The organism is Nonomuraea sp. CA-143628, assembly GCF_050942315.1.
GTDB lineage: Bacteria > Actinomycetota > Actinomycetes > Streptosporangiales > Streptosporangiaceae > Nonomuraea.
Genome location: NZ_CP192072.1, coordinates 1 through 13,636 on the forward strand (window position 1 = coordinate 1; position 13,636 = coordinate 13,636).

The 13,636-nt window shown below is 66.0% G+C and carries 9 protein-coding genes and 1 tRNA gene; 9 read left to right on the forward strand and 1 reads right to left on the reverse strand.

The genetic code is table 11. The features are described 5' to 3' along the window. The 9 genes from dnaA to ACQP2T_RS00045 all read left to right on the forward strand — a co-directional run bounded on the left by dnaA (position 1) and on the right by ACQP2T_RS00045 (position 11,772). Positions 1-1,572 (forward strand): chromosomal replication initiator protein DnaA, encoded by a 1,572-nt coding sequence (gene dnaA, locus ACQP2T_RS00005; RefSeq protein WP_433514136.1) that lies wholly within the window; start codon positions 1-3, stop codon positions 1,570-1,572. Between the two features lie 523 nt (positions 1,573-2,095). Continuing rightward, a complete protein-coding gene (gene dnaN / locus ACQP2T_RS00010) occupies positions 2,096-3,235 on the forward strand; it encodes a DNA polymerase III subunit beta (RefSeq protein WP_433520007.1) in 1,140 nt (379 codons plus the stop codon). A 48-nt stretch (positions 3,236-3,283) separates the two neighbouring features. Then, positions 3,284-4,222, forward strand: a complete 939-nt coding sequence (gene gnd, locus ACQP2T_RS00015; protein WP_433514137.1) for a phosphogluconate dehydrogenase (NAD(+)-dependent, decarboxylating) — start codon at positions 3,284-3,286, stop codon at positions 4,220-4,222. Positions 4,223-4,294: 72 nt separating this feature from the next. After that, positions 4,295-5,527: a DNA replication/repair protein RecF gene (recF, locus tag ACQP2T_RS00020; RefSeq protein ID WP_433514138.1), complete on the forward strand. Its 1,233-nt coding sequence runs from the start codon at positions 4,295-4,297 to the stop codon at positions 5,525-5,527. Continuing rightward, the gene (locus ACQP2T_RS00025; protein WP_433514139.1) at positions 5,517-6,038 is read left to right on the forward strand and encodes a DUF721 domain-containing protein; all 522 of its coding nucleotides are present in this window, start codon (positions 5,517-5,519) and stop codon (positions 6,036-6,038) included. The genes recF and ACQP2T_RS00025 overlap by 11 nt, the downstream gene beginning before the upstream one ends. A gap of 362 nt (positions 6,039-6,400) precedes the next feature. Beyond that, positions 6,401-8,323 carry a DNA topoisomerase (ATP-hydrolyzing) subunit B gene (gyrB, locus tag ACQP2T_RS00030; RefSeq protein ID WP_433520008.1) on the forward strand — a complete coding sequence of 641 codons (1,923 nt, stop codon included), beginning with the start codon at positions 6,401-6,403 and terminating at the stop codon, positions 8,321-8,323. Positions 8,324-8,357: 34 nt separating this feature from the next. Further along, positions 8,358-10,865 (forward strand): DNA gyrase subunit A, encoded by a 2,508-nt coding sequence (gene gyrA / locus ACQP2T_RS00035; RefSeq protein WP_433514140.1) that lies wholly within the window; start codon positions 8,358-8,360, stop codon positions 10,863-10,865. 3 nt (positions 10,866-10,868) lie between these two features. Next, positions 10,869-11,525 carry a DUF3566 domain-containing protein gene (locus ACQP2T_RS00040; RefSeq protein ID WP_433514141.1) on the forward strand — a complete coding sequence of 219 codons (657 nt, stop codon included), beginning with the start codon at positions 10,869-10,871 and terminating at the stop codon, positions 11,523-11,525. A 173-nt stretch (positions 11,526-11,698) separates the two neighbouring features. Then, positions 11,699-11,772, forward strand: a tRNA-Ile gene (locus ACQP2T_RS00045). A gap of 337 nt (positions 11,773-12,109) precedes the next feature. Here the strand turns inward: ACQP2T_RS00045 and proS are convergent. Further along, on the reverse strand, positions 12,110-13,552 hold the full coding sequence (proS, locus tag ACQP2T_RS00050) for a proline--tRNA ligase (RefSeq protein WP_358534241.1): 1,443 nt from the start codon (positions 13,550-13,552) through the stop codon (positions 12,110-12,112). Positions 13,553-13,636: the final 84 nt, after the last annotated feature.

Consider the following 13,636-nt stretch of genomic DNA (forward strand, 5'->3'; position numbering starts at 1 on the left):
ATGAACGATGTCGACCTCGGCACGGTATGGGCGAACGCCCTGAGCAACTTCCTCAACGAGAACGTCCCCATACAGCAGCGCACCTGGCTCTCCATGGTGCGCCCCATCGCCCGGGCCGACGACACGATCGTGCTTGGCGTCCCCAACGACTTCCTGAAGGACCTCATCGAGGGGAAGCTGCGCCCCCTCGTGGCCCACGCGCTCTCCCAGGAGCTCGGCCGGGCCATGCGCCTGGCCGTGATGATCGACACGACGGCCCCCGAGCAGCCGATGCCGGACCTTCATCCACAGCCTGTGGCTCAAAATTATCCCCAGGGGCTCGACCCCCAGCCACGTTATGCACAGCCCCCATCGCCCCAGCTCTACCAGGCTTCCGAACCTCCGCAGTTCTATTCTCCACAGCCGGACCCGGCCCAGATATCCACCGAATATCCACAGCCCACGTTCTCTTTTGAACAGGGGCAGTCCCCTGTGGAGAAACTGCCGGAGCCGACGCACAACCGCTGGGAAGCGAAGAGCAACAAACCCAGCGAACCCGCCCGGCTCAACCAGAAGTACACCTTCGAGACATTCGTCATCGGGGCCAGCAACCGATTCGCCCACGCGGCCGCGGTGGCCGTAGCCGAATCCCCCGCAAAGGCGTACAACCCCCTCTTCATTTATGGCGACTCGGGCCTGGGGAAGACCCACCTCCTGCACGCGATCGGGCATTACGCCCAGAGCCTGTACGACGGCGCGCGGGTGAGATACGTGAGCTCGGAGGAGTTCACCAACGACTTCATCAACAGCATCCGCGACCACAAGGCCGACGGCTTCCGCGGCCGCTACCGGGCGATCGACATCCTGCTCGTGGACGACATCCAGTTCCTGGAGGGCAAGGAGCAGACGCAGGAGGAGTTCTTCCACACCTTCAACACCCTCCACAACGCCAACAAGCAGATCGTGATCTCCAGCGACCGGGCGCCGAAGCAGCTGATCACGCTGGAGGACCGGCTGCGCAACCGGTTCGAGTGGGGCCTGATCACCGATGTCCAGCCGCCCGAGCTGGAGACCCGCATCGCGATCCTCAGGAAGAAGGCCATCCAGGAGGGCCTGGCCGCCCCGCCCGAGGTCCTGGAGTACATCGCCAGCCGCATCTCCACCAACATCCGCGAGCTGGAGGGCGCGCTGATCAGGGTCACCGCCTTCGCCAGCCTCAACAGGCAGGGCGTCGACCTGCAGCTGGCCGAGGTGGTGCTGAAGGACCTGATCACCTCCGACGGCGGCGGCGAGATCACCATCGCCACGATCATGGCCAAGACCGCCGAATACTTCGGCATCAGCATCGACGACCTCTGCGGCAGCTCGCGCAGCAGGGCTCTGGTCAACGCCAGACAGATCGCGATGTATCTGGTACGCGAGCTGACCGACCTGTCGCTGCCGAAGATCGGGCAGCAGTTCGGCGGCCGCGATCACACGACCGTCATGCACGCCGAGCGCAAGATCCGCTCGCTCATCGCGGAGCGCAGGTCGATGTACAACCAGGTCAACGAGCTAACAATGCGTATCAAACAGACGTCGCGCGGATCCTGACCCGTTATGCACAGCCTGTGGATAACACTGTGGATCAGGGGAAACGTCAAAAAGCGGCGGCCGTACGCCCCATCTTCGCCTGAAAAATCCTGCGCGACGCCTGGGGATAAAGCTGGGGACATCCTGAGGACAACCTGGGGACATCCGGTGGATGACTTGTGGACGGCCTGTGCACAGTCGAAAAAGGGTCTCTCGCGAGGCCGTTTAGCCCGTGGATAACCTGTGGAAAGCCGGTGGATGACCAGTGGATGAACGCACCATGATCTGGGGACGAGCTGTGGGCAACGAACGGCCATCCCCAGGCGCCGAAGTTTTCCCCAGGCGTAATCCACCGGGCATGTGGGCGACGCCACGCAAGCTGACCAGGGGAAACGCCGGTTGTCCACACTATCCACACCCCCTAGTGTGAAGACCACCTATCTCTCTTACTAAGAAACTCAAGACCCATAGAGGGGTTCTCCCGGAACTCGGGTGCGGGAGAGGCAACACTTGAATCAACGACGAACTCAGGAGGCTGATGACCGTGATGTTCCGAATCGAGCGAGACGTCCTCGCTGAGGCGGTGGCATGGACGGCACGCAGCCTGCCCGCGCGACCGTCGGTCCCCGTTCTCGCCGGAATGCGGATGGAGGTCACCGAGGACCAGCAGCTGAAGCTGTCGGGCTTCGACTACGAGGTCTCCGCCGAGGTGACGCTCGAACTCCACACCGGTGAGGCCGGCGTCGTCCTGGTCTCCGGCAAGCTGCTCGCCGAGATCACCCGCGCGCTTCCCGCACAGCCTGTGGATTTCGTCGTGGAGGGAGCCAAGGCGGTCGTCACTTGTGGCAGCGCCCGGTTCACCCTGCTGACCATGCCTGTGGAGGACTACCCGTCGCTGCCGGCCATGCCGCCGGCCGCCGGCCGGGTGGGCAGCGACGTCTTCGCCGCCGCCGTCGGCCAGGTCGCCGTCGCTGCGGGCAGGGACGACACGCTGCCCATGCTCACCGGCGTACGGATGGAGATCGAGGGCGACACCGTGACCCTCGCCGCGACCGACCGCTACCGCCTGGCCGTCCGCGAGCTGAAATGGCAGCCCGACCAGCCCGACTTCGCGGCGATCGCGATGATCCCCGGCAAGACGCTCGCCGACTCGGCCAAGGCGCTCGGCGCGACCGGCGCCGAGGTGGAGATCGCGCTCAGCTCGGCGGGCGGCACCGGTGAGGGCATGATCGGCTTCTCCAGCGCCGGGCGGCGTACCACGACGCGGCTGCTCGACCCCGAGTTCCCCAAATACCGCTCGCTGCTGCCGACGGAGTTCTCGGCGCGCGCCGACTTGTCCACAGGCACGTTCGTCGAGGCCGTCAAGCGCGTGGCCCTGGTCGCCGAGCGCAACACTCCGGTACGCCTGGCGTTCAAGAGCGGCGAGGTCGTGCTGGAGGCCGGCAGCGGCGACGAGGCCCAGGCCGTCGAGGTGCTGCCGGTGGACTACGAGGGCGAGGAGATGAACATCGCCTTCAACCACCAGTTCCTGCTGGAAGGGCTGGGCGCGATCGACTCGGACGTCGCCCGGCTGCAGATGACCACGTCCACCAAGCCCGCCATCCTCACCGGTGGAAAGCCTGTGGATGACGGCGGAGTCCCCGACTACCGTTACCTGATCATGCCGATCCGCTTGTCGAGCTGAAAATCCCATCGGGGATTATGGAGGCCTGACTAGGGGAGTTGGTACATCATGCAGATCGGCATGGTCGGACTTGGCAGGATGGGCGGCAACATGGCCGAAAGGCTGCGCCGCGGAGGCCACGAGGTGGTGGGCTATGACCACAACCGGGAGGCCAGCGACGTCGGCAGCTTGAAAGAGCTGGTCGACAGGCTGGAGGCGCCGCGCGCGGTCTGGGTGATGGTCCCGGCCGGCAAACCTACTCAGCAGACGGTCGACGAGCTCGGCAAACTCCTCTCCGAGGGCGACATCGTCATCGACGGCGGTAATTCACACTATGTGGATGACCAGAAGCACGCCGCCGAGCTCGCCGAGCGCGGCATCCGCTTCGTCGACTGCGGCGTGAGCGGCGGCGTCTGGGGTCTGCAGAACGGCTACGCGCTGATGTGCGGGGGCGACGAGCCCGTCGTCCAGCACATGATGCCGATCTTCGAGACGCTCAAGCCCGAAGGCGAGGACGGCTTCGTCCACGCGGGCGAGGTCGGCGCCGGACACTTCGCCAAGATGGTCCACAACGGCATCGAGTACGGCATGATGCAGTCCTTCGCCGAGGGCTGGGAGCTCCTGGAAGCCTCCGACATCGTCAAGGACGTCAAGGGCTGCTTCAGCAGCTGGCGCACCGGCACCGTCATCCGCTCCTGGCTGCTCGACCTGCTGGTACGGGCGCTCGAGAGCGACGAGCACCTCGAGGAGCTGCGCGGTTACGCACAGGACTCCGGCGAGGGCCGGTGGACCGTGCAGGCCGCGGTCGACCACGCCGTGCCGCTGCCGGTGATCACCGCCGCGCTGTACGCCAGGTTCGCCTCGCGCCAGGAGGACCCGCCCGCGATGAAGGTGGTGGCCGCGCTGCGCAACCAGTTCGGCGGCCACCCGATCGCCTCGGCGGAGGGCTCGACGGGCATGGGCGCCGACTCCCCCGGCGCCGACGTGACCCCGCCGAACGTGCGCTGACCCCGATACCGGTTTTCCACAGGCGCACGCCGGTGACCCCAGTGAGCTGCGTGGCCCACTAACCTTCTTGGGGTGCACGTCGCCCATCTGTCGCTGACCGACTTCCGGTCCTACGCGTCCGTGGAGCTCGGCCTGGAGCCGGGCGTCACGGCGTTCGTGGGGCCCAATGGCCAGGGCAAGACCAACCTGGTCGAAGCCCTCGGCTATGTCGCGACGCACTCCAGCCACCGGGTGGCGAGCGACGCGCCTCTCGTACGACGGGGTGCGAGCCGGGCCATCGTGCGCTGCGCCATCCACAGGGACGACCGGCGGGCGCTGGTCGAGCTGGAGATCAACCCGGGGCGCGCCAACCGCGCCCGGCTCAACCGCTCCCCCGTGTCCAGGCCGCGCGACGTCATCGGCCTGCTGCGCACGGTGCTGTTCGCCCCCGAGGACCTGTCGATGGTCAAGGGCGACCCCTCTGAGCGGCGGCGCTTCCTCGACGAGCTGCTGGTGAGCCGCACCCCGCGGTTCGCCGGCGTACGTGCCGACTACGACCGCGTGCTGAAGCAGCGAGGAGCGCTCCTGCGTGCCGCCTCCCAGGCCCGCAGAGGGGCCAGGAGCGCCCGGAGAGCCGAGAGTGACGCGGGATTCTCGGCGGCGGGCGCCGGAGACGTCCTGAGCACTCTGGAGGTCTGGGACGCGCATCTGGCGAGACACGGCGCGGAGCTCCTCCAAGCGCGGCTCGGTCTCATCGACGCGCTGCGCCCGCTGGTCGCCGGAGCCTACGCCGCGCTGGCCCCCACGAGCGCCCCCGCGACCCTGTCCTATCGCAGCAGTTTGTCCACAGGCGGCGACGCGGCTGAGGACGAAGTCCCCGGTGAGACGGGATCTTCCGATACACAGACGTTATCCACAGACTTGGGGAAAACCCTTGAAGAACGACTCCGCGAGCGGCTATTGGAAGTCCGCGCGGCCGAGCTGGAGCGGGGTGTCACCCTCGTCGGCCCGCACCGCGACGACCTGATCCTGGGCCTCGGCGAGCTGCCCGCGCGTGGTTACGCCAGCCATGGGGAGTCGTGGTCGTTCGCCCTGGCGCTGCGCCTGGCCGCCTACGACCTGCTCCGGGCCGAGGGCGGCGACCCGGTGCTGATCCTGGACGACGTCTTCGCCGAGCTCGACAGTCAGCGCAGGCGCCGCCTGTCCGAGATCGTCGCCCCCGCCGAGCAGGTGCTCATCACCGCGGCGGTGGCCGACGACGTGCCCGGGGAGTTGATCGGGGCCAGGTTCGATGTCGCGGAAGGGAGCGTGACGCGTGTCCGCTGACAGCACCTCCAACGTGCCCGCCGATGACAATCCCACGGCCAGGGGCGCGGCGATGGCCAGGGAGAAGCTGGCCCAGGCCAAGGCCGACGCCGCCAAGCGCGGCCAGCTCCCCCGCCGCGAGCCCAGGCGCAGGGCGGGGGCACGCAGGGACGCCGGCGATCCACAGCTTTTCGGACGCGCGATCTCCGACCTGCTGGCCGACCGCGGCTGGGAGCGGTCGGCGGCCGTCGGCGGGGTGTTCGGCCGCTGGTCCGACATCGTCGGTCCCGAGCTGGCCGCGCACACCAAGCCCGATTCGTTCGACGACGGCGAGGTGCTCATCCTGGCCGACTCCACCGCGTGGGCGACCCAGGTACGCCTGCTCGCGCGCACTCTCGTACGTCGGCTCAACGAGGAGCTCGGTCACGGCACGGTGACGAAGGTGAAGGTCAGAGGCCCGCAGAACGCACCGCGCGCGGCCGGGGGCCTGAGGGTGACCGGCAGCAAGGGGCCGGGAGACACCTACGGCTGAGCCGGATCGGCGCTAAACCCATGGGCCGGATCCGCGAGAAAACCCATCAGAGAGCCGCAGACGCGATGACCCCCACTCCTGTGGGGGGATGCTCGAAGAGGGGGAAATCAAGCGACAGGCCGTTACAGGCGCGTTCAATGCCACCTTGGGCCCTCAGAGCCGGTAGAATGAAACTGGATTCCGGACACGTCCGTTTGCGTGTCACCCCCGGCACGTATGCGGCGCCGATTCCCCCGGGTGATCAACGCAACGGGGCACTCACGACGGTGACGGGCACGGCAGGGGCAGCTTGACAACGGTCGCCTCCCCAGCCGCGTGTCCGCGGCAGGAGGATTTGGCACTTGTCCTACGACGCTAGCTCAATCACCGTACTCGAAGGGCTTGAGGCGGTTCGCAAGCGCCCGGGTATGTATATCGGTTCGACCGGTGAGCGCGGTCTGCATCACCTGGTCTACGAAATCGTCGACAACTCGGTGGACGAGGCCCTCGCCGGCCACGCCGACCGCATCGACGTCACCCTGCTCGCCGACAACGGTGTGCGGGTCATCGACAACGGCCGCGGCATCCCGACCGGCATCCACCCGGTCGAGAAGCGTTCCGCCGTCGAGGTCGTGCTGACCACGCTGCACGCGGGCGGCAAGTTCGACGGCAAGTCGTACGCCGTGTCCGGAGGTCTGCACGGCGTCGGCTCGGCCGTCGTCAACGCGCTGTCCACCGCCATGGAGGTGGAGGTCAAGCAGAACGGCCACATCTGGCGGCAGCGCTACGAGCACTCCAAGCCGACCGCGCCGCTGGCGACGGACGGGGAGACCACCGAGACCGGCACCACGATCACGTTCTGGGCCGACGGGGCGATCTTCGAGACCACCACCTGGAACTTCGAGACGCTCTCGCGCCGCTTCCAGGAGATGGCCTTCCTCAACAAGGGCCTGACGATCGTGCTGCGCGACGAGCGGCCCGACCACGTCAACGGCGAGTCCGTCGAGGTCACCTACTGTTACCAGGGCGGTCTGTCCGACTTCGTGACGCACCTCAACTCCAAGAAGGAGCCCGCGCACGCGTCGGTCATCGACTTCGAGGAGCATGGCGACGGCATCTCCGTCGAGATCGCCATGCAGTGGAACAACTCCTACAGCGAGTCCGTCTACACCTTCGCCAACACCATCAACACGGCTGAGGGCGGCACCCACGAGGAGGGCTTCCGCGCGGCGCTGACGTCGATCGTCAACCGCTACGCGCGCGAGCAGAAGTTCCTCAAGGAGGGCAAGGACGACAACCTCTCCGGCGAGGACGTCCGTGAGGGCCTGACCGCGATCGTCTCGATCAAGCTGGCCGACCCGCAGTTCGAGGGGCAGACCAAGACGAAGCTCGGCAACACCGAGGCCAAGTCGTTCGTCCAGAAGGCCTGCAACGATCACCTGCGCGCCTGGTTCGAGCGCAACCCGGGCGAGGCCAAGGACATCATCAACAAGTCGCTGCAGGCCGCCAGGGCCCGCCTCGCGGCGCGCCAGGCCCGTGACCTGACGCGGCGCAAGTCGCTGCTGGAGTCGGGCAGCGGCCTGCCGGGCAAGCTGGCCGACTGCCAGTGGAACGACCCCGACAAGTGCGAGCTGTTCATCGTCGAGGGCAACTCGGCCGGCGGCTCGGCCAAGGGCGGGCGCGACTCGCGGTTCCAGGCGATCCTGCCGATCCGCGGCAAGATCCTCAACGTCGAGAAGGCCAGGGTCGACAAGGTCCTGCAGAACACCGAGGTCCAGTCGCTGATCACGGCCATGGGCACCGGCGTGCACGACGAGTTCGACATCAGCAAGCTGCGCTACAACAAGCTGATCCTGATGGCCGACGCCGACGTCGACGGGCAGCACATCACCACCTTGCTGCTGACGCTGCTGTTCAGGTTCATGCGCCCGCTGATCGAGGGCGGCCACGTCTACCTTTCGCAGCCGCCCCTCTACAAGATCAAGTGGGACCGCAAGGGCGACGACGCCTCCTACGCCTACTCCGACCGCGAACGCGACGCGATCATCGAGGACGGCATCGGCCGCGGCAAGCGTGACCCCCGCGCCCACGACGGGGTCCAGCGGTTCAAGGGTCTCGGCGAGATGAACGCCAACCAGCTGTGGGAAACCACCATGAACCCTGACAGCCGCATCCTGCTACAGGCCACGCTCGACGACGCCGCCCAGGCGGACGAGATGTTCAGCGTGCTCATGGGTGAGGACGTCGAGGCGCGCAGGGCCTTCATCATCCGCAATGCGCGAGATGTCCGTTTCCTAGACGTGTAGCGCTCAGCCGTACAGTAGAAAAGGATCTTCACACGTGACGGAAGTGAACACTCCGCCTCCACCGTCTTCGGACCGCATCGAACCGGTCGACATCCAGACCGAGATGCAGCGCAGCTACATGGACTACGCGATGTCGGTCATCGTCTCGCGTGCCCTGCCGGACGTGCGTGACGGTCTCAAGCCGGTGCACCGCCGCGTGCTCTACGCGATGTACGACGGCGGCTACCGCCCCGACCGCGGCTACTTCAAGTGCTCGCGCGTCGTCGGCGACGTCATGGGTTCCTACCACCCCCATGGCGACACCTCGATCTACGACGCCCTCGTACGCCTGGCGCAGCCCTGGTCGCTGCGCCACCCGCTGGTCGACGGGCAGGGCAACTTCGGCTCTCCGGGCAACGACGCGCCCGCGGCGATGCGCTACACCGAGTGCAAGCTCGCGCCCATCGCCATGGAGATGCTGCGCGACATCGACAAGGAGACCGTCGACTTCCAGCCCAACTACGACGGTCGCTCCCAGGAGCCCGTCGTACTCCCGGCGCGCTTCCCCAACCTGCTGGTCAACGGCTCGGGCGGCATCGCTGTCGGTATGGCGACCAACATCCCGCCGCACAACCTGCGCGAGGTGGCCGAGGCCGTCAAGTGGTCGCTGGACAACCCCGAGGCCTCCGAAGAGGAGCTGCTCGAAGCGGCCATCGCGCGGGTCAAGGGCCCCGACTTCCCGACCAAGGGCCTGATCGTCGGCCGCCGGGGCATCGAGGACGCCTACCGCACCGGCCGCGGCTCGATCACCATGCGAGCCGTCGTCGAGGTCGAGGAGGACAACAAGGGCCGGCACGCCCTCGTCGTCACCGAACTCCCCTACCAGGTCAACCCCGACAACCTCTCCTACAAGATCGCTGAGCTGGTCAAGCAGGGCAAGGTCACCGGCATCGCCGACGTCCGCGAGGAGTCGTCGTCGCGGGTCGGCCAGCGACTGGTCATCGTGCTCAAGCGCGACGCCGTCGCCAAGGTCGTGCTCAACAACCTGTACAAGCACACCCAGCTCCAGGACACCTTCGGCGCCAACATGCTGGCCCTGGTCGACGGGGTGCCGCGCACGCTGCGGCTCGACCAGTTCATCACCTACTACGTGGCGCACCAGATCGAGGTCATCGTCCGGCGGACGCGCTACCTGCTGCGCAAGGCCGAGGAGCGGGCCCACATCCTGCGGGCGCTGCTCAAGGCGCTCGACCGGATGGACGAGGTCATCGCGCTGATCAGGCGCTCGCCGTCGGCCGCGGAGGCCCAGGGTGGCCTGATGACGCTGCTGGAGATCGACGAGATCCAGGCCCAGGCCATCCTCGACATGCAGCTGCGCAAGCTCGCCGCCCTGGAGCGCCAGGCGATCCAGGACGAGTTCGACGCGCTGATGACGGCGATCGCCGACTACCAGGACATCCTGAGCTCGGAGCCCCGGCAGCGGCAGATCGTCGGTGACGAGATGGCCGAGATCGTCGCCCGCTTCGGCAACGACCGCCAGACCGAGATCGTCGCGTACGACGGCGACATGTCGATCGAAGACCTCATCGCTGAGGAAGAGATCGTCGTCACCATCACCCGCGGCGGCTACGCCAAGCGCACCCGTACCGACCTTTACCGGGCGCAGAAGCGTGGCGGCAAGGGCGTCAGGGGCGCGCAACTGCGCCAGGACGACATCGTCGACCACTTCTTCGTCACGACGACCCATCATTGGTTGCTGTTCTTCACGAACAAAGGCCGCGTCTACCGCGTCAAAGCCTACGAACTGCCCGACGCCGCGCGTGATGCGCGGGGCATGCACCTGGCGAACCTACTGGCGATGCAGCCTGACGAGACCGTTATGGAGGTCCTCGACCTGCGTGACTACGACGTCGCCCCCTACCTCGTGCTCGCCACCCGCAGCGGCCTGGTGAAGAAGACTCGCTTGTCCGAGTACGACTCCCCCAGGTCCGGTGGTCTGATCGCGATCAACCTGCGGGACGACGACGAGGTCATCGGGGCCCGCCTGGTCTCCGAGGAGGACGATCTGCTGCTCGTCTCCAAGGGCGCGCAGTCCGTCCGCTTCACCGCCTCCGACGAGGCGTTGCGCCCGATGGGGCGGGCGACCAGCGGTGTCATCGGCATGAGATTCCTCGATGGTGACGAACTTCTCGCCATGAATAGAATCGCCGATGGTCAACATGTGCTTATCGCCACCAAGGCTGGGTACGCAAAGCGGACACCCGTCGAGCAGTATCCAGTTCAAGGACGTGGCGGTAGGGGCGTGCTGACTGCGAAAATCGTCAGTTCCCGTGGCAAGCTGGTCGGAGCAGTCATGGTCAACCCAGAGGATGAGGTCTTCGCGATCACGTCCGCCGGCGGGGTGATCCGGACGAGTGCCGGCGAGATCAAGCAGTCCGGCCGCCAGACCATGGGAGTGCGTTTGATGAATCTCGCCGAAGGCGACAGCGTGGTGGCCCTCGCCCGGAACGCCGAGTCCATGGAGACTTCGGTGGAGATTGAGGAAGACGGGGGAGGAGAGTAGGTCATGAACGCCCAGGGTGGCTCCGCCAGGACTCAGGCGGCCCGGGACAACGGCCAGCAGCCGAAGAAGCCCAATGAAACCGAGATCTTCGACGCAGCGGTCGACGAGGAGAAGGCGACGCCTCCGCAAGGAGTAGTGCCGCCCACCACGGGTCAGCCAGGGGAGGATCAGACGACGGAGGGCAACGAGACGGTCCGTCTCCGTCCTTCGCTGACTTCCGAGGCGCCTCCGCTTGTCGAGATGCCCAAGAAGAAGTCCTCCAGTTCCGCGGGGGCCCGTCTCCCCCGCAAGGCCCACCTGGTCCTGCGTCGCGTCGAGCCGTGGTCGGCCATGAAGTTCAGCTTCGTGGTCTCCCTCGTCTGCTTCGTGGTGCTGTTCGTGGCAGTGGCTGTCCTGTACGGCGTACTGTCCGCCTTGGGCGTGTTCGACTCGCTCGTGGACCTGGTCAACCAGCTCGGCAAGGGTGAGCAGGGGCAAAACTCGATCCCGATCGACATCGCCTCTTGGTTCGAGCCGGTCCGCATCCTCGGCTACACCGCCCTCATCGGCGCGGTGAACGTGGTGCTGATCACGGCACTGTCCACGCTGGGGGCGGTCATCTACAACGTGGCCTCCGACCTGGTGGGCGGCGTCGAGGTGACCTTCAGCGAGGCAGAGTAGTTTCCGTACGTGGTTCGTGGTTCTGTGGCTTGTGGTTTTGCGGCTTTTGGGCTCGCGTCGCCGTCGATCTTCCGGGGGCGGCGCGAGCAACTCGGGAGAGGCGGTAAGCTTTTCCTCGTCCGGACAACCGGTTCGCCTTCCCTGGTGGGGATGCGATACCGTTTGGCGTACGCGGGGCTATAGCTCAGACGGTTAGAGCGCTTCCCTGATAAGGAAGAGGTCCCAGGTTCAAGTCCTGGTAGCCCCACTCAGTTGACCAGCGAAAAGGCCGCTCTCCGATCTCCGGAGAGCGGCTCTTTGGCATTCTGAGTGTCTTACTGAGTGACTGGCGATCCCTGCTCCGCTCAAGCAGTAGTCAGCACAACCGAGTCGCTCTGCGACGGACGTCGTGGAAGCGGGCGCAGAACGGCCTGAGCATGCACATCACCGAGATCCGACGCCCGCCGCACCATGCCTCGCCCGCCGACCAAATGCAGCACTGCGATCGCCTGGCTGAGGCCAGCCAGCGTACGGGGTCGGGGGCGATCGCCGATCCGGGACTTCGTTCCTCAGCCCCGGCTCACGGAGCATCGTGGTAGCCGTGATCAGTAAGCCCGCCCAAAGATGACACGCTTGCCATACGCAGATGCTTCACCGCAATGCACGCACCATCCGGTCTCTGAAGCACCGTCGAGCGGAATACAGCGCGGAGTTGCTGCGACCTTGGCCTTGATGTCGTCCTCACACGCGGGACTGCCGCAGTGCAACACCAACGCCCATCCCGACGCTACGGCTTCCGTGAAGGAGTCCCAGGTGTCCACCCTCATGGTGTGACTGTCGCGGTATTCGGTAGCCCGCTGAAGAAGGAAGGCTTGGAAATCCTCCAGTACGCCAGGAATGAGCTCCGGCGCAGAAGACAGCGAGATGCTCTGTTTGCCCTCGTCGCCGAGCCTCTTGGCCATCACCACAGTGCCAGACTCAAGATCACGCGGACCGAGTTCCAGCCGGATGGGAACGCCGCGCAGCTCCCACTCATTGAACCGGAAGCCAGGCGAAAGCTGTGCGCGATCATCGACATGGGTGCGTATACCGGCCGCCTTAAGCCGTCCTGCAAGCTCCAGCGCCGCGGCCGAGGTCTGCGCGCCCTGATCGCCACGTCCAATCGGCACGATTACCACTTGATAGGGGGCAAGTCTGGGCGGGAGGACCAGGCCTTTGTCATCGCCGTGGGTCATGATGACCCCGCCGATCATCCTCGTGGACATGCCCCATGAGGTGGTGTGACACAGTTCGAGACGACCAGCTTCGGAGGTGTACTGAATGTCGAAGGCTTTGGCGAAATTCGTGCCCATGTAGTGGGAGGTTCCAGCTTGGAGCGCCTTGCCGTCCCTCATCATGCCCTCGATGGTGAAGGTACGGACGGCGCCGGCGAACCGCTCCCCGGCTGTCTTCTCACCAGGTACTACGGGGATCGCCGCGATGTCCCGCGCAACCTCTGTGTAGAGATCGAGCGCCAGCATCGTCTCGCGCATCGCGTCCGCCTCGTCGGCGTGTGCTGTGTGACCCTCTTGCCAGAGGAATTCCGTCGTGCGCAGGAACATGCGGGGCCGCAATTCCCAGCGCACGACGTTGGCCCACTGATTCAGCAGGAGCGGAAGGTCTCGATGGGATGAGACCCACTTGGCCATCATCTCACCGATGATCGTCTCTGAGGTGGGCCGAACGACCAGCGGCTCTTCAAGCTCCTTACCGCCAGCGTGAGTGACAACGGCGAGCTCAGGCGAGAACCCCTCGACATGATCGGCCTCTCGCCGGAGGTAGCTCTCCGGGATCAGCAGAGGGAAGTAAGCATTCTCATGACCGGTGTCCTTGATCCGGCGATCAAGTTCCCCCTGGATGAGCTCCCAAAGGCGATAACCGTACGGTCGGATGACCATGGTGCCCTTGGCGGGTCCCCTGTCAACGAGCTGCGCCTTTGCGACCAGCTCGTTGTACCAGGCCGAGAAGTCCTCATTCTGAGGAGTCACACCGCGTTCATCACGTCCCATGCAGGGAGATTATCGCTCATGGCATGTCCTCGTGGCTCATCGAGGAAGGCCTCGCAACAGTGCCCTGAGGGGACGGGGGCGGAT